Genomic DNA, 23,085 nt, shown 5'->3' on the forward strand with positions numbered 1-23,085 from the left:
GGGCGCGTTCCGGCCGCGGCGGGGTCCCACGGCCGGAGTACGCGGGTCAGGCCGAACGGTCCAGGGCCCGCAGCGAGCGGTCCGTGATGGACCGGGCGCCGCGCCCTATGGCGATCGTGCCGGACTGCACCAGCTCCTTGATGCCGAACGGCTCCAGCATCTTGAGCATGGCTTCCAGCTTGTCGGCGCCGCCGGTGGCTTCGATGGTGACGGCCTCCGGCGAGACGTCCACGGTCTTGGCGCGGAACAGCTGGACGATCTCGACGATCTGGGAGCGCGTCTCGTTGTCCGCGCGGACCTTCACCAGGACCAGTTCGCGGTGGATGGCCGAGGACGGCTCCAGCTCGACGATCTTCAGGACGTTGACCAGCTTGTTCAGCTGCTTGGTGACCTGCTCCAGCGGGAGCGATTCGACATTCACGACAATGGTGATGCGCGAGATGTCGGGGTGCTCCGTGACACCGACGGCGAGTGAGTCGATGTTGAAGCCGCGGCGGGAGAACAGCGCGGCGATCCTGGCCAGGATACCCGGCGTGTTCTCCACCAGGACGGAGAGCGTGTGCTTGGTCATGTGCTCGGTCTCTTCTCTTCTGTCCTGGCCGGTCAGTCGTCTTCGTTGTCGCCGAAGTCGGGGCGCACCCCGCGGGCGGCCATGACCTCGTCGTTGGAGGTGCCGGCCGCGACCATCGGCCAGACCATGGCGTCCTCGTGGACGATGAAGTCGACGACGACCGGGCGGTCGTTGATGGCGTTGGCCTTGGCGATCACGGCGTCCAGCTCGGCCGGGTCCTCGCAGCGCATCGCGACGCAGCCCATGGCCTCGGCCAGCTTCACGAAGTCCGGGCAGCGGGTGCCGGTGTTCGGGGCGGGCTCGTCGTCCGGGCCGCGGTGCAGCACGGTGTTGCTGTACCGCTGGTTGTAGAACAGGGTCTGCCACTGGCGGACCATGCCCAGTGCGCCGTTGTTGATGATGGCGACCTTGATCGGGATGTTGTTCATGGCGCAGGTGACCAGTTCCTGGTTGGTCATCTGGAAGCAGCCGTCGCCGTCGATCGCCCAGACCGCGCGGTCCGGCTTTCCGGCCTTGGCGCCCATCGCGGCCGGGACCGCGTAGCCCATGGTTCCGGCGCCGCCGGAGTTCAGCCAGGTCGCGGGCTTCTCGTAGTCGATGAAGTGGGCGGCCCACATCTGGTGCTGGCCGACGCCCGCCGCGTAGATCGTGTCCTCGGGGGCGAGCTGGCCGATGCGCTGGATGACCTGCTGCGGGGAGAGCGTGCCGTCCTCGGGCAGGTCGTAGCCGAGGGGGTAGTTCTCGCGCCAGCGGTTCAGGTCGTTCCACCAGTCGGCGTAGTCGCCGGTGCGGCCGGCCTCGTGCTCGGCCTGGACGGCGACGATCAGGTCGGCGATGACCTCGCGGGCGTCGCCGACGATCGGCACGTCGGCCATGCGGTTCTTGCCGATCTCGGCCGGGTCGATGTCCGCGTGCACGATCTTGGCGTACGGGGCGAAGCTGTCCAGCTTGCCGGTGACGCGGTCGTCGAAGCGGGCGCCCAGGGCGATGATCAGGTCGGCCTTCTGGAGCGAGGTCACCGCGGCCACCGAGCCGTGCATGCCGGGCATGCCCAGGTGCTGCGGGTGGGTGTCGGGGAAGGAGCCCAGCGCCATCAGGGTGGTGGTGACGGGGGCGCCGGTCAGCTCGGCGAGGACCTTCAGCTCGGCCGTCGCGCCGGCCTTCATGACGCCGCCACCGACGTAGAGCACCGGGCGCTTGGCGTCGGTGATCAGCTTGGCGGCCTCGCGGATCTGCTTGGCGTGCGGCTTGGTGACCGGGCGGTAGCCGGGCAGGTCGGTCGCCGGCGGCCAGGAGAAGGTGGTCTTCGCCTGCATGGCGTCCTTGGCGATGTCCACCAGGACCGGGCCCGGGCGGCCGGTCGAGGCGATGTGGAACGCCTCGGCGATCGTCTTGGGGATGTCGGCCGGGTCGGTCACCAGGAAGTTGTGCTTGGTGATGGGCATCGTGATGCCGCAGATGTCCGCCTCCTGGAAGGCGTCCGTGCCGATGGCGGCGGAGGCGACCTGGCCGGTGATCGCGACGAGCGGGACGGAGTCCATGTGCGCGTCGGCGATCGGGGTGACCAGGTTGGTGGCGCCGGGGCCCGAGGTGGCGATGCAGACGCCGACCTTGCCGGTGGCCTGCGCGTAACCGGTGGCCGCGTGGCCCGCGCCCTGCTCGTGGCGGACCAGGATGTGGCGGACCTTCTGGGAGTCCATCATCGGGTCGTACGCCGGGAGGATCGCACCGCCGGGAAGGCCGAATACGGTGTCGGCCCCGACCTCCTCGAGAGAACGAATGAGGGACTGCGCGCCCGTGACGTGCTCGACGGCGGAGGCGGACTGCTGAGATCCGCCGGAACGGGCCCGCGGCTGCGGATGGTGGGCCCCGGTGGCCTGCTCGGTCATCTGCGTCTCTTCTCGGAGGTGAGGGTTTTGATGTGGTTTGGCGGTGCTGGTGCAACAAAAAACCCCTCGTGCCGTCAGGCAAGCGAGGGGAGCGCGTCGGTGCGGTGCGCCGGGCTACTGCATGGCCCGGCTTCAGCCGACGCGCTGTCCAAGTACGAGAATTCGGGTGCGCATGGCTCTGACCTTCCCCCCGGCGCACCTGGAGTGTCAAGTGGGTGGGACGGGGGTCTCACTATTTGAGCGCAACGGGGGATGGCTGATGGCGTCGGGGCCGGCCGGTACTTCCCCGGCGCCGAGCCGTCGTGGCAGCTCTCCCAGCCGTCCGCCGCCGCCCGGCTCCCGGGCCCCGGAGGACCGCCGCGCGGCCGGCACGGTGCTGCTCAGGACCATCTCGCGCCCCTCGGGCAGCAGCCCGGGAAGCGGATACGCGCCGATGCTGAGCGCGCGGCGCAGCCGGTGCTCGTCCAGCGGTCCGGAGAACGCCATGCCCTGGCCGTGCGTGCAGCCCATCGCGCGCAGCGCGCTGACCTGCTCGGGCCGGTCCACGCCGTCGGCCACGGACTGCAGCCCGAGGTCGCCGGCGATCCGCAGCAGTCCAGCTGTGATCTTGTGCAGCCGCGCGGACTCCACGACGCCGTCGACCAGGCCGCGGTCCAGCCGCAGTACGTCGATGGGCAGCCGGCGCAGCGCGCTGATCGCGGCGTATCCGCTGCCGAAGCCGTCCAGCGCGATCCGCACGCCGAGCCGCCGCAGGGCCGCCAGCCGGCGCTCCAGCTCGTCCAGCGGGATCCTGGGGTCGCTGTCGGACAGCTCCAGCAGCAGCGACCCTGAGGGCAGGCCGTGCCGCGCGAGTAACGTCTCGATGGACCGGGGCGGGAGCTTGCGGTCCAGCAGCCGCCGGGCGGAGAGCCGGACGGCGACGCAGACCGCGTGGCCCGCGTGGTGCCGCCGCGCCGCCTGCTCGACCGCCTCCTCCAGCTGCCAGCGGCTCAGCTCGGCGGTGCGCTCGCCGTCGTCGGCGACCGCCTGGCCGCGCTCGCCGACCCGGAGGAATTCGGCGGGGGTGAAGAGGATGCCCTGCGCGGAGCGCCAGCGGGCCTGCGCGGCGACCGCCGTGATCCGGCCACTGGCGAGCTCCACCACGGGCTGGTGGAGCAGCGCGAATTCGCCGTCGTGCAGCGCCGTGCGCAGCCGCGTCGCGATCTCGGAGCGGCGCACCACATCGGCCTGCATCTGGGGTGCGTACAGCTCCACGCGGCCCTTGCCGGCCTGCTTGGCGCGGTACATCGCCAGGTCGGCATTGCGCATCAGTCCGGCCGGGGTGACGCCGGGCTCGGCGAAGGCCACGCCGATGCTGGCCGCGACCCGGACGTCCTGGCCGTCGATGCGGTACGGCTCGGAGAGCCTGATGCGCAGCCGGTCGGCGATCTCGTGGACGCGGAATTCCCGGCTCGTACGGTCGTGGCTGCCGTCACCGGTGATGAGCGCGGCGAATTCGTCGCCGCCCAGGCGCGCGGCGATGTCGCCGGCCCGTACCGATTCGGCCAGCCTGCGGGCGGCCTGAATCAGCAGCTCGTCCCCGGCCTGGTGGCCGATGGTGTCATTGACCTGTTTGAAGCCGTCCAGGTCGATGTAGAGCACGGCGGTGTCGTGGTCGGAGGAGCGGCGGCCGCTGACGGCCTGGCTGACCCGCTCGGTGAACAGGGCGCGGTTGGGCAGGTCGGTGAGCGCGTCGTGCGAGGCGTTGTGCTGGAGCTGGGCCTGCAGGCGGACCCGTTCGGTGACGTCGCGGGAGTTGAAGATCAGGCCGCCTTCGTGGCGGTTGACCGTGGACTCGACGTTCAGCCATTCCTCGCCGCCGGGGCGGCCGCCGCCGGCCCGGAAGCGGCACTCGATGCGGGTGGTGGGCTCCGTCTCGGGGTCGGCGGCCAGGAACCGCCGTACTTCGTGCACCACGCGGCCGAGGTCCTCGGGGTGGATGAGGGAGGCCAGCTCGGAGCCGACCAGGTCCTCGGCGTCGCGGCCGTAGACGCCGGAGGCGGCGGGGCTGACGTAGCGCAGCACGCCGGTCGGCGCGGCGATCATGATGACGTCGCTGGAGCCCTGCACCAGGGAGCGGAAGTGGTTCTCCTTCTGGGCCAGCTCCTGGGTGAGGGTGATGTTGTCCAGCAGCATGATCCCCTGGCGGACGACCAGGGCGAGCACGACCGTGCAGCCGGTGAAGAGCACGACGTGGTCGATGCGGCGGCCGTCCAGGACGTTGAGCAGGATGCCCAGGGTGCAGACGGCGGCGGCGAGGTACGGCGTCAGGGCGGCCAGCGACCCGGCGATCGGGCGGCTGCCGGGGGGCACGGCCGCGCGCCGGGTGGCGCGCGTGAAGGCGTCCCCCGCGGAGTCCGTGCCGCAGCGCGCGGCGACCCAGGGGGCGTACGCGAGCAGCATGGAGCCGGCGAACCAGCCGGCGTCGAGGATCTGCCCGGAGCGGTAGTGCTCGCGCAGCAGCGGTGAGGTGAACAGCGCGTCGCACAGCACGGTCAGCGCGAGCGCCGCGATGGCGGTGTTGATCGCCGAGCGGTGCGCCGAGGAGCGCTTGAAGTGCAGCGCGAGGACCATGCTCACCAGGACGATGTCCAGCAGCGGGTACGCGAGCGACAGGGCGCCCTGCGCGACCGACTGGCCCTGGAAGTGGGCGTTGTGCGCGAGTGCCAGGCTCCAGGAGAGCGTGAGCAGCGAGCCGCCGATCAGCCAGGCGTCCAGCGCCAGGCAGACCCATCCGGCCCGGGTCACGGGCCGCTTGGCGAGCACCAGCAGGCCCACGATGGCGGGCGGCGCGAAGAGCAGGAAGCAGAAGTCGGCGACCGAGGGGCTGGGCACGGGGGCCTCGAGGACGACCTCGTACCATCCCCAGATGCCGTTGCCGATGCCCGCCATCGCCGAGGAGGCCGCGAACAGCAGCCAGGCGGGTCGAAAGCGGCTGTGGTGCCTGCGGGCGTACAGCACGCAGGAGACCGCGGCGGCCAGGGCGGCCGCGCTGAGCCCGAAGTCACCCATGATCAGGGCCAGTTTCTCCGAGCCCCAGCCGAATGCGGCGCCCGTCGCGTATCCGCCGCAGACGACGGCGAGCACGATCTGGGGCAGGCTGCTCGCGGGCCGCGGCCGGGCCGGCGGGGCGAGCACCGCGCCGGAGGCGGTCACCGGGCTCTCCCCCGCGCGGCCCACCGGCTTGGTCGTGGCGGGCACGGCCCGCGCTGCGTCCGTATCGCGGTGGGTACGCGCGGAACGCGCGTGTGCTCAGCGGTCCTCGTCTCGGTGGTGCATCGGCCGTACATCGCCCGTCGCCCCCCTCGGTTCCGGTCGTTCGCTGCGCGCCGCCACGTCCCGGCGCGGGCCCCGTTCGGGACGATACACCAGTTCCGTCACACAGGGACATAGTCGCTCTACGGAGCGTGACTGGCAGGGGAGTTGGCCGTACAGGACGCAGTCGTACGACTCCGTAGAGCTACGCGCAACCCGTCAGCCGGCGGTGGTGATGACGTTCCGGAGAGGCTCGCCGGCCGCGAAGAGCCTCAGTTGATCACGGAGAAGCCGCTTCGCACGGGGCAGGAATGCAGTACTGGGGCCACCGACGTGCGGAGTGATGAGCACGCCGGGAGCGTGCCACAGGGGATGTGTGGCAGGCAGCGGTTCCGGATCGGTTACATCGAGTGCTGCCCGCAGCCGTCCCGACTCGAGTTCGGCGAGCAGTGCCTTGGTGTCGACGACTCCCCCGCGCGCGATGTTGACGAGCAGTGCGCCGTCCTTCATACGGGCCAGGAAATCGGCTCCGACCAGGCCACGAGTGTCTTCGGTGAGCGGCGTCGCCATGATCACGACGTCGGCGTCGGGCAACAGCGCGGGCAACTCCGCGAGTGGAAGCACAGGACCGCGCACGGTGTCACGAGCGGTGCGCGCAATGCGCGCCACCCGCGCACACTCAAAAGGCGTGAGCCGGTCCTCGATAGCACTTCCGATCGAACCGTAACCCACAATGAGGACGGACTTGTCGGCCAGCGAATCACGGAAGCCCTGCCGCCACTCCCCCGCGTCCTGGCCCCGCACGAATGCGGGGATGTCGCGGAGCGCGGCGAGAATGAGCGTGAGGGCGAGCTCGGCGGTGCTCGCGTCGTGCAGACCGCGCGCGTTGCACAGCTGGGCGCCGGCCGGCAGCTGGGGCACGGCGGGCAGCATGTGCTCGATGCCGGCGGTGAGGGTCTGTACGACGCGTACGTTCGCCATCTCCGGGAGCGGCTTCAGGATCCGGTCGGCGGGCTTCATGTAAGGGACGGCGTAAAAGGCGCAGCGGGCGGGATCCGCGGGGTATTCGGGGCCGGCGTCCCAGTGGACGTAGGAGAGGTCGTCGGGGAGCCCGTCGATCTCGGTGGCGGGTATGGGGAGCCAGACGTCGGTGGCGCGAGTGGTGTCTGCGGAAGCCATGGCCCGAGGCTATGCGAAGAGTGCCCGTCATCAGACGTTAGTTTGGTCAGCGCCCTTGACCGGGGCGAGGGGACGGAGGCACGACCAGGTGGAGCGCAGGACAATCGGTGCGGCGGCGCTCGAAGTGGGTGCAATCGGGCTCGGCTGCATGCCGATGAACTGGGGGTACACCGCGTCGCAGCAGAACGGGGAGGGCTCGGTGCGGACGGTGCACGCCGCGCTCGACCGGGGCTGCACCCTGCTGGACACCGCCGACATGTACGGGCCCTTCACCAATGAACTGGTACTGGGCCGGGCCCTGAAGCACCGCCGTGCCGAGGCGTTCCTCTCGACCAAGGTCGGGCTGCTGGTCGGCGACCAGCACATCGTCGCCAACGGCCGCCCCGGATACGTGAAGCGGGCCTGCGACGCCTCGCTGCGCCGGCTGCAGACCGATCACATCGACCTCTACCAGCTGCACCGCTCCGACCCCGAGGTGCCGATCGAGGAGACCTGGGGGGCGATGGCGGAGCTGGTGGCGGCCGGGAAGGTGCGCGCGCTGGGGTTGTGCGCCGTGGGCGCGCGGGCTCCCCGGCGCCGCGGCGCCCGTACGCACGACCTCACGCTGCACCAACTGGAGCGCATCCAGCAGGTGTTCCCGGTCAGCAGCGTGGAGGCGGAGCTGTCGGTGTGGTCGCCGGACGCGCTGGAGGCGCTGCTGCCGTGGTGCGAGACGCGCGGCGTGGGCTTCCTCGCGGCGATGCCGCTGGGCAACGGCTACCTCACCGGCACGCTGACGCCCGGCCAGGGCTTCGAGCCGGAGGACCTGCGGGCCCGGCACCCGCGCTTCACGGCGGAGATGATGGCCGCCAACCAGCCGGTCGTGGCCGGGCTGCGCCGGGTGGGCGCGCGGCACGGCGTGACACCGGGCCAGGTCGCGCTGGCATGGGTACTGGCCCAGGGCCGCCACGTGGTCCCCATACCGGGCACGAAAAAGGAACGCTGGGCCACCCAGAACGCCAAGGCCGCCACGGTACGACTCACCCGCCAAGACCTCGCGGAAATCGCCTCCCTGCCACCGGCACGGGGGTCCTGGGACTGAGACGCCGCGCATACGGCGCGCCTACGGGGCGAGTCGAACACCGCGGCCCCCCTGACCGGGGGTTACCCGGGGGGCCGAAGCGGAAACCGGGGCGCCTACGGGGCGATTCGAACGCCCCTGAGCCCCCGACCGGGGGTTACCCCGGCAGCGGGGGCGGAAACCGGGCCGCGGCCCCGGGAGCTGGGGCTGGCCCGGCGCGCCTACGGGGGCGAATCGAACGGTCCTGGCCCCCCGGCCGGGGGTTACCCGGGCAGCGGGGGCGGAAATCGCGGCGCGGGGGTGGAAACCGCAGTGTGGGGGCGGGAATCGGGGCGCGGGGGCGCGTCGCGTGTGGTGTGCTGGTGGACGCCGCCGAGGAGAGGACGACCGCCGTGCCGCGCCGTACCGCGACCGCCGTGCCACGCCGTACCGTGACCGCCGTGCTGACCGCCGCCGCCCTGCTGCTGGCCGCGGGCTGCTCCTCCGGGGGCTCCTCGGGCGGGGAAGGCGGTACGGGGGGTACGGGCGGTACGGGTGGGAAGTCCGCCGGGCCGTCGCGCGGCGGGAGCGCGTCGGGGGCGCCGCACCGTACGCCCTCCGCCGCCCCCGCGAAGGGCTCCGTGAAGGTGGTCTCCACCCTCACCACCGGCCTGAAGTCCCCCTGGGGCGTGGCCCCGCTGCCCGGCGGCGACCTCCTCGTGGCGTCCCGGGACACCGGGACGATCGTCAGGGTCGACGGCAAGAGCGGGAAGAAGACCGAGCTGGGGTCGGTGCCCGGCGTGGCCCCGGACGGCGAGGGCGGGCTGCTGGGCCTCGCGGTCTCCTCGGCGTTCGGCGCCGACCACTTCGTGTACGCGTACTTCACCACCGCGTCCGACAACCGCATCGCCCGCATGGTGTACGACGACAAGCGGCCGCCCGGTGACCAACTGGGCGCGCCCGACACGGTGTTCAGGGGCATTCCCAAGGGCCATATCCACAACGGCGGCCGGATCGCCTTCGGGCCGGACAAGATGCTGTACGCCGGTACGGGCGAGACCGGCGACGGCGAGGAGGCCCAGGACAAGGACTCCCTGGGCGGCAAGATCCTGCGGATGACGCCGGACGGCGAGCCGGCGCACGGCAATCCCTCGGCCGACTCCGTCGTCTACTCGTACGGCCACCGCAACGTCCAGGGGCTGGCCTGGGACGCCGGCAAGCGGCTGTGGGCGTCGGAATTCGGCCAGAACACCTGGGACGAACTGAATCTGATCCGGCCCGGCGGGAACTACGGCTGGCCGGAGGCGGAGGGCAAGGAAGACGGCTCGGAGTACGTCGAGCCGGTCGAGCAGTGGCGTACCGCGGACGCCTCGCCCAGCGGGATCGCGTACGCCAAGGGGTCGGTGTGGATGGCCGGGCTGCGCGGCGAGCGGCTGTGGCGGATCCCACTGCGGGGCACGGAGCCGGTGGCGAAGCCGCAGGCGTTCCTGGAGGGGAAGTACGGGCGGCTGCGGACGGTCGTGCCGACCGGGGACGGCGGGCTGTGGCTGGTCACCAGCGAGACGGACAAGCGGGGTACGCCGGAGAAGGGCGACGACCGGATCTTGCGGCTGAAGATCACATGATGTCCTTTTTGCGGCGGGCGTGCCTACACTGACCGGAGTGAGCAGGACGCCACGCCAGGGGGTCGCGATGTTCCCTCTCGCCGAAGAGCTCTTCGCGCCGGGTCGCAAGCACACCGAGGACGAGCGGCGGAAGCTCTCCCTCGTGGTCACGGACGTCGGCGACTCCGACCCGGGCCTCGGCCCCAGCGACCTCGCCTCCGGGCGGGTGGTCGTACGCCTGCCGCGGGCCGCCCGGCCTTAGACACAGCTCGGCCTCAGACGCCGCCCGGCCCCGGAGACGGGCTCTCAGGCGGACTCCGCGTCCGGGAACAGCCGCAGCCGGTGCGCCAGCGCGCCCGCCTCGCCGCGTCCCGAAACGCCGAGCTTGGCCAGGATGTTGGAGACGTGCACGCTCGCGGTCTTCGGTGAGATGAAGAGCACGTCCGCTATCTGGCGGTTGCTGCGCCCCACCGCGACCAGGCGCAGCACGTCCTGCTCGCGCGGCGTGAGCCCCAGCGAGTCCGCCGTCGTGTCGGTGGTGGGGTCGGTGGTCTGGTCGGTGGTCGGGTCGCTGGCCATGTCGGTCGTCGTGTCGGGCGTCGCACCGGACATCGCTTCGGCGGTCTCTGCCGGCCAGCCTCTCGCCGGTCCCACCCCTGCAAGGCCGGCCAGTGCGGGCGCGGGCTGTGCCGGTACCGACGGGAGGCCGCCGGATCTTCGGCCCTCCGGCAGGGTGAGCCGGGCGCGCAGTGCGAGCCGGTCGATCTCCCGGGTCAGCGGGTCCGCGCCCATCCAGCGCGCCGCGGTCCGCGCCTCGGTGAGCAGCACCGTGGCCGCCTCGCGCTGCTCGCCGCGGGCCGCCGGGCCGCAGGTCAGCAGCGCCTCCGCCCAGCGATGACACGCCCACGCCAGTTCGTGCGGCCGCTCGACGCCGCGGAGCGCGGCGACCGCCTCGGCCCAGCGGTCCGGCGACGGACGGCCTTCGGCGCGGCGCAGCTCGGCCTCGGTCAGCTTGCCGTATGCCTGCCACACCGGGACCGGGCGGGGCAGCGTCCGCACCGCCGCCGCCAGCCGGGCGAGCATCTCCTCCCGTCCGGCGGCCGCGGCGGGCAGCCCGCGGGCGTCCGCCTCGGCGGCGGCGGCTCGCCACAGCAGCGGCCAGCCGAAGCTGTACGCACCGAGCGGGAACCCGTCCGTCAGCAGCGGCTCCAGCACGGCGCGGGCCGCGACCACGCCCTCCCGCCGGACGGCGATCTCGTACGCGAAGCGGGTCATGGGGAGGCTGTGCTGCGGTTGGTTCTCATGGCTGCCGAAGTGGGCCCGGGCGAGGCCCAGTTCCTCGGCGGCGGTGTCGGTGTCGCCGCGCAGCAGGGCGAGGTCGGCAAGCCGGGACGCGGCCAGCGCGCGGGTGCGGCTGCCCAGGGCGAGGCGCCGGCAGGCCGCCGCGGCCTCGGCGGACTCCGCCCAGCGGCCCAGCGACATCAGGCTCTTGGCGCGGTTGCCGTACACCCAGCCGCGGGAGTCCTTCATGCCGAAGTGGTCGGTCATGGCGAGCCCGCGCTCGGTGGCCGCCACTGCCTCCTGGGATCTGCCCACCGACTCCAGGTGCGAGGGGAGGTTGGTGCAGCCGCGCGCGACGACGGCGGAGAAGCCGCGCTCCAGCGCGCGGTCCAGCGCCTCCCGGAGACCGGCCAGGCCGCCCTCCACGTCCCCGGAGGAGACCTGGAGGCCGTACAGCGTGAGGCGGGCGTTCAGCTCGACCTCCTCCTCTCCGACCAGACGGGCCAGCTCCACGGCCCGCTCGGCGGCGGTGAAGGAGTCGGGGCCCGGGGAGTGCAGCGCGCCCCAGGCGGCGACCTGCGCCAGCACCGCGGCGTGCACCGGGGACGGCGGCAGGCCGCGCACCAGCTCCTGGGCGCGCCCCAGGTCCTCCCAGCCGTCGCCGCGTCCCGTGCTCTCCGCCAGCCGGGAGCGCTGGGTGAGGAACCACGCCTCGCGCAGCGGGTCGTGCTCCTCGGCGAGCGCGCGCAGGGCCCGCCGGGTGACCGTGTAGGCGCGCTCGCGGTCGCCGGAGAGCCGCGCTGCCACCGCGATCTCGGCGAGCAGGTCCAGATAGCGCAGCGCGTCGTCGTCGCAGCCGCTGGCCGGGTACGCCTCGGTGTAGTCCACGGGGCGGACCGAGCGCCGGACGTCCTTGGGGACGTCGTCCCACAGCTCCAGGGCGCGGTCCAGCAGCCGCAGCTGCTCGGCGTAGGCGTGCCGGCGGCGGGCCGTGACCGAGGCGGTGAGCACGGCGGGCAGCGCCTTGGCGGCGTCCCTGGCGTGGTACCAGTAACTCGCCAGGCGGGTGGCGCACGCCTCGGCGCGCACGAGGCCCGGGTCGGCTTCGAGGGCCTCCGCGTACCGGCGGTTGAGGCGGGTGCGCTCGCCGGGGAGCAGGTCGTCCTGGACGGCCTCGCGGACCAGTGCGTGCCGGAAGCGGTAGCCCGTGCCGTCGCTGGTGGGGACGAGGGTGTTGCTGCCGACGGCGGCGCGCAGGGCCTCGATGAGGTCGTCCTCCGGCAGGTCCGCGACGGCGGCGAGGAGGTCGTGCTCGACGGTGGAGCCGCCCTCGGCGGCCATCCGGATCACCCGCTGGGCGTGCTCCGGCAGCGCCTCGACGCGGACGAGGAGGAGGTCGCGCAGCGAGTCGCTGAGGCCGGGGAGCGTGCCGTCGTGGATGCTGCAGGCCAGCTCCTCGACGAAGAAGGCATTGCCCTCGGAGCGCTCGAAGACCCGCTCGACGAGGGCCTCTTCGGGCTCGCTGCCGGTGATCCCGGCCATCTGGGAGCGGACCTCGTCGCGGGTGAAGCGGGCCAGCTCGGCGCGCCGGACCGTGCGCATCCGGTCGACCTCGGCGAGGAAGGGGCGCAGCGGGTGGCGGCGGTGGATGTCGTCGGAGCGGTACGTCGCGACCAGCAGGACGCCGGCGTCGTGGAGGGTGTGCAGCAGGTAGCTGAGCAGCTCGCGGGTGGAGCGGTCGGCCCAGTGCAGGTCCTCGACGAGGATGACGAGGCTGCGGCCGCGGGCGAGCCGCTCCAGCAGCCGGGCGGTCAGCTCGAAGAGGCGGGCGCGGCCGTGCTCGTCGTCGCGGGACTCGCCGGGGGCCTCGCCGAGCTCGGGCAGGATACGGGCGAGCTCGCCCTCCTGGCCCCCGACGGCGGCGGCCAGCTCCTCGGGCAGGCGGGAGTTGAGCGTGCGCAGGATCGCGGAGAACGGGGCGAACGGCAGGCCCTCGGAGCCGATCTCGATGCAGCCGCCGAGGGCGACGAGCGCGCCGGCGGCCCGGGCGGCCGCGGCGAACTCCTCGATGAGCCGGGTCTTGCCGACGCCCGCCTCGCCGCCGACGAGCAGCGCCTGCGGCTCGCCGGAGGCCGTGGTGCGCGCGAGCGCGTCGCCCAGCAGGCTCAACTCGCTGCTGCGACCGACGAATACGCGACTGACGGACCTGGTCTCCACGTCGCAGAGCATCGCACAGGGGTCTGACAATCCGGCACCGAGTTTTGCGGTCCCGGGCCCGGCTCCGTGAGCGGTCACCGTCCCGCTGTCGTACGAGGTCACCGGCGCATCCCCGTAAGGCGCTCCGTCCACCGCGCCGTTACGCCGTGGCCCGGCGGCGGGCCCGTACGCTCCGGCTCCACCTGCTCACCCGCCCTTCGGACGCGTTGCCGGCGGACCGTGCGGCGCGGCGTCCCTCGGCGGCCTCGCGGGCCAGCCGGTCGCGGTCGGCTTCCCGGCGCAGTTCCTCGGCCCGGGCGCGGTGCTCGGCTTCGTAGTAGTGCATGACGTCTCCTGGTACGGCCGCGGGAAGCGTGTTCCCGCGGCGGCCGGCGGTACGTCGTCAGCCTGGCCGCCTCAGAGGGTGCGCCGCATCGGGCAACTTCCCGATCTCCACGCCCGGAGGGGCCTTAGATCCGCGCCTGTGTCTCACGCAGCGGTCTAAGGCCCCTCCTGTATGCCGTCATGCGGGCTCTCCTCAGGAGCCGCCGGGGCCGATCTTCGGGGCGGACGCGAACAGGTCGAGGTACATGCCGCCGGCGATCACCAGGCCGACCACGGCGAGCGCGAAGCCGCCCCAGGCGACGGCGCGGGTCCAGGCGGCCTGCGGGCGGCGGAGCAGGACGGCGCCGGTGACCACGAGGGCCAGCACGGCGAAGATCCCGTTGACGAGGGCGGTGGTGTGCCAGGGGGTGGTGTAGACGGCGGCGATCTGGTCCTGGGTCTTGCCGGTCTGGAGCTTGATCTGGCCGAGGACGGTCTGCCGCTCGGCGAGGACGGTGCCGGCCCAGGTGCCGGTCACGGAGGCGAGGCCGAGCGCGGCACCGGCGACGGCGCCGGCCCCTGCCACGATGCCGCGGCGCGCGGTCGCGTCCTTCTCGACGACGGGCGCGTCCTCCGTGCGGAGCTCCTCCTCCGTGACGGTGGTGTCCGGGGTGCTGTCCTCGGGTGCGGCGGCCCGCTCCTCGGGCTTGGTGTCGGCCGCCGCGGCCCCGGTGACCGCCTCGGTCTTCTCGGTCTCGTTCTTGGTCGTCGTGGTACCCATGGGCGCGACCGTAGGTGCCGCGTCTGAGAGTCGTATGAGAGAGCGGGCCAACACCGGGTGACGTCCGGAAGAACGGCTTCCGGACGGCTGCCGGCGGCCTGCCCGCCGCCGGTTCCCTAGCTGTGTACCAGCCGCTCGTCCTCGGCGTGCCGGGGCGCGGGGACGGGCACGACGGTGACAGGGGCCTCGTCCTCGTGCTCCTCGTCGTACTCCTCCGGCGGCTCGATGCTCAGGCGCGGCAGGCGGCGCTCCAGCCAGCCCGGCAGCCACCAGTTCGCGCCGCCCAGCATGTGCATCAGGGCCGGTACCAGGAGTGTGCGCAGCACGAAGGCGTCCAGGGCGACCGCGGCGGCCAGTCCGATGCCGAACATCGCGATGGTCCGGTCGCCGCTGAGCACGAAGGCGGAGAACACCGCGATCATGATGACCGCCGCGGAGTTGATCACGCGGCCGGTCTCGGCGAGTCCGACCCGCACGGACCTGCGGTTGTCGTGGGTGCGCCGCCACTCCTCGTACATCCGGCTGACCAGGAAGACCTGGTAGTCCATGGAGAGGCCGAAGAGGACCGAGACCATGATCACCGGGAGGAACGGTTCGATCGGGCCGCCGCTGCCCAGGCCGAGCAGCTCGCTGCCCCAGCCCCACTGGAAGACGGCGACGACGACTCCGAAGGCGGAGGCGACGGCGGCGACGTTCATGACGGCGGCCTTGAGCGGGATGCCGAGCGAGCGGAAGGCCAGCAGGAGCAGTACGGACCCGAGGGAGACGACCACGCCCACGAAGAGCGGCAGCTTGCCGACGATCACGTCGGCGAAGTCGTCGTAGCCGGCGGTCACGCCGCCGACGTCGACGTGCAGCGTGGAGGCGTCGGCGGCGTCGGGCAGTACGTCGGTGCGGAGCCGTTCGACCAGGTCGGAGGTGTCCGTGGACTGCGGTGAGCTGTCCGGGACGACGGTGATCACGCCGGTGCTGCCGCTGCCGTCGAACTCCGGCCCGCTGACCTGCGCCACTCCGGGCGTGTTCCGCAGCTGGTCCGGGAGGCCGTCGAAGGCGAGCCTGTCCTTGGCGCCGTCCAGGTCGCCGACCAGGGTCAGCGGCCCGTTGAAGCCGGGGCCGAAGCCGTCGGCCAGCAGGTCGTACGCCTGCCGGGTGGTCGAGGAGCGGGGGTCGGTGCCCTGGTCGGAGGTGCCCAGGTGCAGCCCGAGGGTGGGCAGCGCGAGGACGAGCATGACGGCGGCGGCGAGGCCGCCGAGCAGCTTGGGGTGGCGCTCGACGAAGCGGGACCAGCGGAGCGCGAAGCCGGTGGGCTGCTCCGGGCGCGGCCCGTCGGCGGCGAGCCGGCCGCGTTCGCGGCGCCCCAGTACGCGCGTCCCGATCAGTCCGAGGAGCGCGGGCAGCAGCGTGATGGAGGCGGCCACGGTGAGGACGACGGTCAGCGAGGCGGCGAGCGCGACGCCGTTGAGGAAGCTCAGCCGCAGGACGAACATGCCGAGGAGGGCGATGCACACGGTGGCCCCGGCGAAGACCACGGCCCGTCCCGAGACGGCCACCGCCTTCTGCGCGGCCTCGGGGACGTCCATGCCGGCGCGCAGGTTCTTGCGGTGCCGGGTGACGATGAACAGCGCGTAGTCGATGCCCACGCCGAGCCCGATGAGCATGCCGAGCATGGGGGCGAAGTCCGCCACGGTCATGACGTGGCCGAGCAGGCCGATGCCGGCCGAGGCGGTGCCGACCGCGACGACCGCGGTGATGATCGGCAGGAGGGTCGCGGCCAGCGACCCGAAGACGAGGAAGAGCACGACGGCGGCGGCCGCCAGGCCGAGACCCTCGGCGAGGTGGCTCTGCGGCGCTTCGGTGAGGCCGGCGCCGGCGCCGCCGAGCGCGACGGTCAGGCCGTCCCCGGACGCGGACTGTGCGGTGTCCACGACGGCCTGTACCTGCTTCGGGTCCAGGTCGTCGGCGGGCGCGTCGAAGACCACCGTGGCGTAGGCGGTGTGCCCGTCCCGGCTGATGCGCTTCTCCGCTTCCCCGGCCGGGGCCTCGTCGGTCGCCGTGCCGTGCGGGCCGTCCGGTCCGTCCACGGAGGCGACGCCGGGCAGCCCGGCGATCCGGTCCAGGGCATGATCCATCCGGTCCTGTACCGCGTCCGCGCGGACGGTCCCGGAGTCGGTGTGCCACACAAGGGTGTCGTTGTCCCCGGACTGGCCGGGGAAGGCGTCCGCCATCCGTTCCGCGGCGCGCCCGGACTCCGTACCGGGGACGTCGTATTTGTTCGAGTACGAGGAACCCAGCGCACCGGCTGCTGCCACGACGCCCGCGAGGACGGTGAGCCACAAGACGATGACCAGGGCGCGGCGCTTCAGGCACCACCGGGCAAGAACGGTCATGAGGGCCTTTTCTGCTTCCCGGGGGTTGGTGCGCCGAACTCCGGGATCACCGGTGCTGCCGGGCGCGGTACGGGCGGGGGGTGGGACACGGGCCCGCCACCTGCCGACGAGGGGGTGGCGGGCCCGTGTCCCACGAGAGTGACAGCCCGAGAAGATCCTTTGACCCCTTTGTGCACTTCCCCACAAAGAAGCGAAGGATCGGCCTCCGCGAGGTTCAGCCCGTTATGGACTCCGCGCCGTTCTCGATGTGGCCCATCAGCCGGCGGCGGAACGATTCGTCTTCCCTGACCGTGACGTTTAGGTCGTACCAGCCGTGGTCGCGGTCCGCTGCGTGCGCCAGCGTACGGGTGCGGCCCGCGGGCAGCGTCACCGTGCGCGGCGCCGCGCCGGAGTACGCCAGGGGCGCCAGCGTGACGGTCAGCTCCTTGTCACCCCCGTTGACGAGCGTCAGATGGATCTCCCGCCGCCCGGCGTCCAGGTGCGTGCTCACCTTCAGCCCGGCCGCCGCGCCCGCCGCGGTCCCGGCGAACTCCCGCCGGAAGCCGTTGGGCCCGGTGAGGTGGAAGTCGTACGTCCGGTCCCGGACCGGTACGTCCCAGCCGGCCCTGCCCCGTACGTCACGGTGCTGGGGCGTGGCGTATTCCCGCGCATACGGGTACAGCGCGAGGTGCGCGCCGGCCGCGCCACTGTTGCGCAGCGCCAGCCGGAACCGCCCGGCCGCCGGGTCGTAGGCGCCGTCCGCGTCGGGCTGGTACGGCAGCGGACGGGCCGGGCGCGTGCCCTCCTCCGGCCGCGGCAGCCGCTGCTCGGCGGGCGGCTCGGGGCGCCACCGCCCGGTGAAGGGCGGGATCGGGCCCGGCTGGTCGACGGCGGGCTGCCGGCGGCCGCGCGAGAAGTCGAAGGCGCTGGTCAGGTCGCCGCAGACGGTGCGCCGCCAGGCGCTGATGTTCGGCTCGCGCACCCCCGTCCAGCGCTCCAGGAAGCGGACGATCGAGGTGTGGTCGAAGACCTGGGAGCAGGCGTAGCCGCCGACCGTCCAGGGCGAGATCACCACCATCGGGACGCGGATGCCGAGGCCGGTGGGGCGCCCGTCCCAGTACTCCTCGTCGGTGCCGGCCGGGGCGACGGGCGGCGGGACGTGGTCGAAGAAGCCGTCGTTCTCGTCGTAGGTGAGCAGCAGGACCGTGCGCCGCCAGACCTCGGGGTTCTTCCCGAGGGCGTCGAGGACCTTGTACACGAGGGTGGCGCTGGCGACCGGCGAGGACGAGCCGGGGTGCTCGGAGTCGGCGGCCGCCGGGACGATGTAGCTGACCTCGGGGAGGGTGCCGGCGGCGACGTCCGCGGCGAAGGCGGTGGCGGTCGAGCCCGGCTCGCCGCGGCGCAGCGCGCGCTCGAACAGGCTCCGGTCAGCGCGCGAGAGCGCCTTCACGCCCTCCTCCAGCAGGCCCTGCAGCCGCTTCCGCTCCGTCGCGTCGGCGTCCGCGACCTTCGCGTAGAAGGCGGTCATGTTCTGGATCCTGGAATCGCCGACCTTGGCGAGCGCCTTCTTCGCGACCGCCTTGAAGCTCGCGTAGAACTCGAGATTGTTGTCGGTGAAGTTGTCCCACTCCTGGTAGACCTGCCAGCTGTGGCCGGCCTTCTCCAGGCGCTCGGCGTACGTCGGCCAGTCGTAGCCGGGGTGGGTGTCCTCCTCGTACGCGTCGTTGCCGACCGCCCGCTTGCCGTCCGCCTCGAAGCCGGTCCAGCCGCTGACCAGGTGGTTGCGGTTCGGGCTGGTGGAGGAGTGGATCGAGGAGTGGTACGCGTCGCAGACGGTGAAGGTGTCGGCCAGCTCGTAGTGGAGCGGCACGTCCCGGCGGTCGTAGTACGCCATGGTCGCGGCGGTCTTGGCGAACACCCAGTTGTCCATCCAGCCGTCGTGCCACGCCGTGAAGCCGCCGTCCCAGCCGTGGTCGAGGGCGCCGATGTACTGGAGGTCCTTCTTCTGGGTCTCGGCGGCCTCGCGCACGGAGAAGGGCAGCACGGAGCCGGTGCCCGTCGCCGCGGGCTGCTCGAAGACGCCGCGGCCGCCGGGGAGCCTGATGGCGTTGCGGTCGGCGTAGCCCCGTACGCCGCGCAGCATCCCGAAGTAGTGGTCGAAGGACCGGTTCTCCTGCATCAGGACGACGACGTGCCCGATGGCGTCGAGCCCGCCGTCCGTGCTGTCGGCCCGTGCCGCGTCGGCGGCCAGCGCTTGCTGCAGCGAGGGCGGCAGCAGCGATCCGGCGGCGGCCGCGCCCACGGCCGCCGCGCCAACTGCCAGTACCCGTCTCCGACTTGTCTCCGGTGCCACGCGATTCCTCCAGTCGTCCCCAATGGTCCGCCGTTGGGCCATTGATGTGGTGCGTCGTGGACGATAGAAGGCTCGCGTGGACCGCGATAGGTAGCGAGATGACTACTTTGCAAACGGAAGGGTCCGCTCACTTTCCGGTGCCGTTCACTTTCCGATGCCGTTCACTTGCCCATGCCGGCCGCCAGGCCGCGGACGAAGTGCCGCTGCCCGATCAGGAAGATCACGATCATCGGCAGCGCGGCGATGGTCAGCCCGGCGAAGAGGACCGGCCAGTTCGAGTTGAGCCGCCCCGCCATGTCGGCGAGACCCACGGGCAGCGTCTTGAGCCGGTCGTCGGTGATGAAGACCAGCGCGAAGGCGTACTCGTTCCAGGCGAAGAGCGCCTGCAGGACGGCGGCCGAGGCGAGGATCGGGCGGGCCATCGGGACGACCACCCGCCAGAACGTCTGCCAGCGGCTCGCCCCGTCGATGTACGCCGCCTCCTCCACCTCCACCGGCTGCCCCAGCAGGTAGGCGCGGATCAGGAAGGTGGTGAAGGGCACCTTGAAGGCGGTGTAGAGAACGATCAGCGCCCAGTACGTGTCGTAGATGCCCAGCGCCTGGAGCAGCTGCGAGAGCGGTACCAGGGCCACCGTCGGCGAGAGCATCATCGCGCCGAGCACCAGCAGCAGCGCCGGCTGCGAGCAAGGGATGTCGAGGCGGGTGAGGCCGTAGGCGGCCCAGGCGCTGATGAGGACGACGGCCAGCACGCTCGCGGCGGTCACCAGCACGCTGTTGAGCAGATAGCCGAGCACGCCCTGCTGCCAGGCATCCGCGTACGTCGACCAGTGCGGGTCGGCGGGCAGCCCCCAGGGGTCGGCGAAGATCTCGCCGTTGGTCTTCAGGCCCGCCAGCGCCATCCAGCACAGCGGGTAGATCACCGCGACGGCGAGCGCGGCCAGCGCGCCGTAGGCCAGTACGCGCACGGCGACGGGGCCGAAGCGGGCGGGGGCGCGCCCCGTGGGGGACGAGGCGGGTTCCGGTGCCGTGCGGGCGGTCCTGCCGAGGGTGAGGGTCATGCGGCGACCGCCTTTCTGCGCGAGTGGAGCAGCTGCAGGGCGCCGGCGGCGAAGGTGATCAGGAAGATCACCGTGCCGATCGCCGCGGCGTATCCCATGTCGTCGCCGGTGAAGGCGCTGGTGTACAGCCAGGTCCCCAGCACCTGGCTGGAGTTGGCGGGCCCGCCGCCGGTCATCACCATCACCTCGTTGAAGACCAGGAAGGCCCCGGACACGGTGAGGATGATCAGCAGGGTGGTCATGTCGCGCACCATCGGCACGGTGACGTGGAAGAACGTGCGGATGCGCCCCGCGCCGTCCACGGTCGCCGCCTCGTACAGCTCGCGGGGTATGCGCTGGACCGCGACGGTCAGCAGCATCGTCGTGTACCCGAACGACTGCCACTGGCTCATGTTGATGACGCCCCAGATGGAGGTCGCGGCATCGCCCAGCCAGTCGTGCTGGAGGCCGCCGAGCCCGACCGCGTCCAGGGCGCGGTTCACCAGGCCGGCGTCCGGCTGGTAGAGGAACTGGAAGAGCAGGCCCGCGACGGTCATGGAGACGGCCGCCGGGATGAAGTACACGGCGCGCAGCACTCCGCGCAGCCGCCGCCCGATCAGCTCCTCCAGTACCGCGGCGAGCACCAGGGCGGCGCCGACCTGGAAGACGACCGAGGTGACCGCGTAGAAGACGTTGTTGAGCAGCGCGTGCCAGAAGACCGGGTCCTGGAGGGCCTGTCGGTAGTTCTCCAGGCCGACGTAGCGCATGCCGGGCCGGAAGACGCTGAACTTGAAGAGGCTGAGCCGGACGTTCTCGACGATCGGGTAGTAGACGAACAACGCGATCAGCGCGAGCGCGGGAGCGACATAGAAGGCGTGCCGGATGCGGCGTCGTGTCACTGGTGCACCTCCTTCGGGGCGAGCGGGGCGTGTGGGGGCGTCAGGGCCGGACGCCGAAGCGGCGGGCGTTCTCGGCTCCCCGGCGCACGGTCTTCATGGCCTGCTCCGGCGTGGCGTTCCCGCCGAGCACGGAATCGGCGGCCGAGAGATAGGGATTGACGACCTTGTCGTCGGCGCGGGTGTCGAGCCAGACGGCGATGTCGTGACGGGCGATCGTGCGCTGCGCACCCGCCAGCCCCGGGAGCCGCGCGGCGTCCGCGGTCCCCTTCACCGCGCTCAGCCAGCCCAGCTCGCGCACCAGCTTCCGGGCCTGCGCACGGCTGGTGAGGAACTTCAGGAAGTCCACGGCGAGCGCCTTGTTCGGCGAGGAGTTGGAGACCAGCAGGCCGTCCACGCCGCCGGCGAGGGCGCGCGGCGAGCCCTTCGCGCCGGGGATCGCGGGCATCGGGAAGAAGTCCCAGTTCTCCGCGTACTCCTTGGGCGCGCCCCCGCTCTCGTCCAGGTACGAGAACTCCAGCGTCTCCAGATACTGCATGGCGGCCTTCCCGTACAGCATCCGGGCCTGCGCCGACTCGTGGCTGATGCTGGTGCCGCCGGCGGGCATGCAGCGCTGCCGCAGCCGTGCGAGGTCCTTGAACGCGCGGACGTATCCGGGGTGGGTGAAGGCGCCCGCTCCCCCGTCGTAGTCCTTGGCCAGCACCTCGGCCGGTACTTCCATGGCGTTGAACTGGGTCAGCAGGTGCCCGGCCGGCCAGCCGTACTGGTTGCCGAAGGCCAGTGGCGTGTACCCGGCCTTCCTGATCCGGTCGCAGGCGGTGAGCAGTTCGGGGAAGGTCCGCGGGACGCGCCGCACCCCGGCCTTCGCGAAGATCTTCTCGTTGTACGCGAAGACCTTGGCGTCCATGTCCAGCGGCACGCCGTAGGTCCGCCCGCCGAAGGTGAAGGTGTCCAGCGCGTCGGGCTCGAAGGTGCTGCCCCAACGGGTGCCGCGCAGCTGCCCGGTGAGGTCGGCGGCGAGCCGCCCGTCGGCGAACTTCTGCGCGTACCGCCCCGGCCAGGCGAAGTAGATGTCGGGCAGCTCGCGGGAGGCGGCGAGCACCGCGATCCGGTCCTTGTAGGGCTGGTCGCCGACGGCCTGGAGGTCGATGGTGACGCCCGGGTTGCGCTTCTCGTACTCCCGGGCCGCCGCCTTGAAGTACGGGGCGTACTCCGGGTCCGCCCACTTCTCCAGGACGGTCAGGTGGCCGTGGGGCTTTCCGGCGAGGCGGAAGTCGTCGGCGGTGACCCGTACGGGGGCCTGGCCGCAGCCGCTGAGCAGCGTCAGCAGTACGGCGAGCAGGCAGCCGGCGGCGGCTGCGGGGGTGCGGCGCATCGGCTCTCTCCTGGCGGTGGGAAGGGGCTGGCGGTCTGTCAGCTGCGGGCGGGGCTGCCGGGCAGGGCGAGGGGGTGGCCGAAGGCGCCGGGGCGGGTGCAGACCCCGGCCGCGTAGCGCGCGGCGCGGGCGGCGGCGTCGGCGAGGGGGCTGCCCTGCCACAGGGACACGAGCAGGGCCGCGATGAAGGAGTCGCCGGCGCCGAGGGTGTCGGTGGCCGCGACCGGGACGACGCGCTGGTGGTGCACCGTCCCCTCGTACGACACCAGCGCACCACCTGCCCCGCGCGTCACCACGGCCAGCCGCGGCCCGGCCTGCCGGATCCGCTCGGCGAGCGCGGCGGCCTCCGCGTCCCCGGCGTCCGGCCGGGAGAAGACGGCGCCGTGCACGTGGGGCAGCAGCGGCGCGGCGTAGGACCAGGGCCGGTCGGAGAAGTCGAAGCTGACCGGGCAGGCCGCGGCGAGCGCGGGCAGATGCGCCTCCAGGCGGCTGCAGTCGCCGGTGTGCAGCAGGTCGAAGCCGGCCAGCCAGGCCAGGTCGGCGGCGTCCGGCGCGAAGACCGAGACGGTCTCGTCGCACTCGCCGAAGGTGCGGTTGCCGTCCGCGTCGAGATGCACGGTCGCGTACGCGTTGGGCCCCTCGGCGGTACGGGCCCGGTCGGTGCGGACGCCCTCGGCGGCGAGCGCGGCCCGTATGTGCGCGCCGGCCTCGTCGGTGCCGGTGACGCCCAGATACCCGGCGTCGGCGCCGAGCCGGGCGGCGTGCACGGCCACATTGAGCGCGTTGCCGCCCGGGTACATCAGGCCGCGCTGGGGATAGCGGTCGACGACGTTGTCACCGACTCCGCAGATGCGCATGGGGGTTCCTTACGGGGGAGCTGCGGGGGGAAGGGGTACGGGA

Annotated in this window: 16 protein-coding genes; 3 read left to right on the top strand and 13 right to left on the bottom strand. The window is 72.5% G+C overall.

The features are described 5' to 3' along the window. Positions 1-46 precede the first annotated feature (46 nt). The 4 genes from ilvN to ACIGXO_RS08955 form a co-directional block, all read right to left on the bottom strand. Positions 47-571, bottom strand: coding sequence for an acetolactate synthase small subunit (gene ilvN / locus ACIGXO_RS08940; protein WP_030623861.1), 525 nt, complete (start codon positions 569-571; stop codon positions 47-49). Positions 572-603: 32 nt separating this feature from the next. Beyond that, positions 604-2,460, bottom strand: coding sequence for an acetolactate synthase large subunit (locus tag ACIGXO_RS08945; protein ID WP_399782444.1), 1,857 nt, complete (start codon positions 2,458-2,460; stop codon positions 604-606). Positions 2,461-2,667: 207 nt separating this feature from the next. Then, positions 2,668-5,655, bottom strand: coding sequence for a putative bifunctional diguanylate cyclase/phosphodiesterase (locus ACIGXO_RS08950; RefSeq protein ID WP_399783803.1), 2,988 nt, complete (start codon positions 5,653-5,655; stop codon positions 2,668-2,670). 318 nt (positions 5,656-5,973) lie between these two features. After that, positions 5,974-6,933 carry a 2-hydroxyacid dehydrogenase gene (locus tag ACIGXO_RS08955; protein ID WP_399782447.1) on the bottom strand — a complete coding sequence of 320 codons (960 nt, stop codon included), beginning with the start codon at positions 6,931-6,933 and terminating at the stop codon, positions 5,974-5,976. Positions 6,934-7,021: 88 nt separating this feature from the next. Here ACIGXO_RS08955 and ACIGXO_RS08960 point away from each other — a divergent pair, with 88 nt between their 5' ends. The 3 genes from ACIGXO_RS08960 (at position 7,022) to ACIGXO_RS08970 (ending at position 9,838) form a co-directional block, all read left to right on the top strand. Further along, positions 7,022-8,014 (top strand): aldo/keto reductase, encoded by a 993-nt coding sequence (locus ACIGXO_RS08960; RefSeq protein WP_399782449.1) that lies wholly within the window; start codon positions 7,022-7,024, stop codon positions 8,012-8,014. Between the two features lie 395 nt (positions 8,015-8,409). Next, positions 8,410-9,597: a PQQ-dependent sugar dehydrogenase gene (locus tag ACIGXO_RS08965; protein WP_399782451.1), complete on the top strand. Its 1,188-nt coding sequence runs from the start codon at positions 8,410-8,412 to the stop codon at positions 9,595-9,597. Positions 9,598-9,664: 67 nt separating this feature from the next. Next, the gene (locus ACIGXO_RS08970; protein WP_399783805.1) at positions 9,665-9,838 is read left to right on the top strand and encodes a DUF6191 domain-containing protein; all 174 of its coding nucleotides are present in this window, start codon (positions 9,665-9,667) and stop codon (positions 9,836-9,838) included. Positions 9,839-9,882: 44 nt separating this feature from the next. Here ACIGXO_RS08970 and ACIGXO_RS08975 read toward each other — a convergent pair whose 3' ends face one another. The 9 genes from ACIGXO_RS08975 to ACIGXO_RS09015 all read right to left on the bottom strand — a co-directional run bounded on the left by ACIGXO_RS08975 (position 9,883) and on the right by ACIGXO_RS09015 (position 23,042). Then, positions 9,883-13,086 carry an AAA family ATPase gene (locus ACIGXO_RS08975; RefSeq protein ID WP_399782454.1) on the bottom strand — a complete coding sequence of 1,068 codons (3,204 nt, stop codon included), beginning with the start codon at positions 13,084-13,086 and terminating at the stop codon, positions 9,883-9,885. A gap of 127 nt (positions 13,087-13,213) precedes the next feature. Continuing rightward, positions 13,214-13,399: a hypothetical protein gene (locus ACIGXO_RS08980; protein ID WP_399782457.1), complete on the bottom strand. Its 186-nt coding sequence runs from the start codon at positions 13,397-13,399 to the stop codon at positions 13,214-13,216. A 192-nt stretch (positions 13,400-13,591) separates the two neighbouring features. Continuing rightward, positions 13,592-14,158: a hypothetical protein gene (locus ACIGXO_RS08985; RefSeq protein WP_399782460.1), complete on the bottom strand. Its 567-nt coding sequence runs from the start codon at positions 14,156-14,158 to the stop codon at positions 13,592-13,594. A 116-nt stretch (positions 14,159-14,274) separates the two neighbouring features. Further along, on the bottom strand, positions 14,275-16,545 hold the full coding sequence (locus ACIGXO_RS08990; protein ID WP_399782463.1) for an MMPL family transporter: 2,271 nt from the start codon (positions 16,543-16,545) through the stop codon (positions 14,275-14,277). Positions 16,546-16,759: 214 nt separating this feature from the next. Further along, positions 16,760-18,877 (bottom strand): phosphocholine-specific phospholipase C, encoded by a 2,118-nt coding sequence (locus ACIGXO_RS08995; RefSeq protein WP_399782465.1) that lies wholly within the window; start codon positions 18,875-18,877, stop codon positions 16,760-16,762. Positions 18,878-19,038: 161 nt separating this feature from the next. Next, on the bottom strand, positions 19,039-19,935 hold the full coding sequence (locus tag ACIGXO_RS09000) for a carbohydrate ABC transporter permease (RefSeq protein WP_399782468.1): 897 nt from the start codon (positions 19,933-19,935) through the stop codon (positions 19,039-19,041). Then, a complete protein-coding gene (locus ACIGXO_RS09005) occupies positions 19,932-20,813 on the bottom strand; it encodes a carbohydrate ABC transporter permease (RefSeq protein ID WP_223736096.1) in 882 nt (293 codons plus the stop codon). The genes ACIGXO_RS09000 and ACIGXO_RS09005 overlap by 4 nt, the downstream gene beginning before the upstream one ends. Positions 20,814-20,853: 40 nt before the next feature. Further along, positions 20,854-22,185: an ABC transporter substrate-binding protein gene (locus ACIGXO_RS09010; protein WP_399782472.1), complete on the bottom strand. Its 1,332-nt coding sequence runs from the start codon at positions 22,183-22,185 to the stop codon at positions 20,854-20,856. 38 nt (positions 22,186-22,223) lie between these two features. Beyond that, on the bottom strand, positions 22,224-23,042 hold the full coding sequence (locus ACIGXO_RS09015) for a PfkB family carbohydrate kinase (protein WP_399782475.1): 819 nt from the start codon (positions 23,040-23,042) through the stop codon (positions 22,224-22,226). Between the last annotated feature and the right edge of the window lie 43 nt (positions 23,043-23,085).

The organism is Streptomyces sp. NPDC053542 (assembly GCF_044544685.1).
Taxonomy (GTDB): Bacteria; Actinomycetota; Actinomycetes; order Streptomycetales; family Streptomycetaceae; genus Streptomyces.

Bases quoted from the DNA above. Each gene is read 5' to 3' on its own strand.
- ACIGXO_RS08985 (WP_399782460.1), bottom strand. From the start codon at position 14,158: ATGGGTACCACGACGACCAAGAACGAGACCGAGAAGACCGAGGCGGTC.
- ACIGXO_RS09010 (WP_399782472.1), bottom strand. From the start codon at position 22,185: ATGCGCCGCACCCCCGCAGCCGCCGCCGGCTGCCTGCTCGCCGTACTG.
- ACIGXO_RS08955 (WP_399782447.1), bottom strand. From the start codon at position 6,933: ATGGCTTCCGCAGACACCACTCGCGCCACCGACGTCTGGCTCCCCATA.
- ACIGXO_RS08970 (WP_399783805.1), top strand. From the start codon at position 9,665: ATGTTCCCTCTCGCCGAAGAGCTCTTCGCGCCGGGTCGCAAGCACACC.
- ACIGXO_RS08980 (WP_399782457.1), bottom strand. From the start codon at position 13,399: ATGCACTACTACGAAGCCGAGCACCGCGCCCGGGCCGAGGAACTGCGC.
- ACIGXO_RS09000 (WP_399782468.1), bottom strand. From the start codon at position 19,935: ATGACCCTCACCCTCGGCAGGACCGCCCGCACGGCACCGGAACCCGCC.
- ilvN (WP_030623861.1), bottom strand. From the start codon at position 571: ATGACCAAGCACACGCTCTCCGTCCTGGTGGAGAACACGCCGGGTATC.
- ACIGXO_RS08975 (WP_399782454.1), bottom strand. From the start codon at position 13,086: ATGCTCTGCGACGTGGAGACCAGGTCCGTCAGTCGCGTATTCGTCGGT.
- ACIGXO_RS08990 (WP_399782463.1), bottom strand. From the start codon at position 16,545: ATGACCGTTCTTGCCCGGTGGTGCCTGAAGCGCCGCGCCCTGGTCATC.
- ACIGXO_RS09015 (WP_399782475.1), bottom strand. From the start codon at position 23,042: ATGCGCATCTGCGGAGTCGGTGACAACGTCGTCGACCGCTATCCCCAG.
- ACIGXO_RS08945 (WP_399782444.1), bottom strand. From the start codon at position 2,460: ATGACCGAGCAGGCCACCGGGGCCCACCATCCGCAGCCGCGGGCCCGT.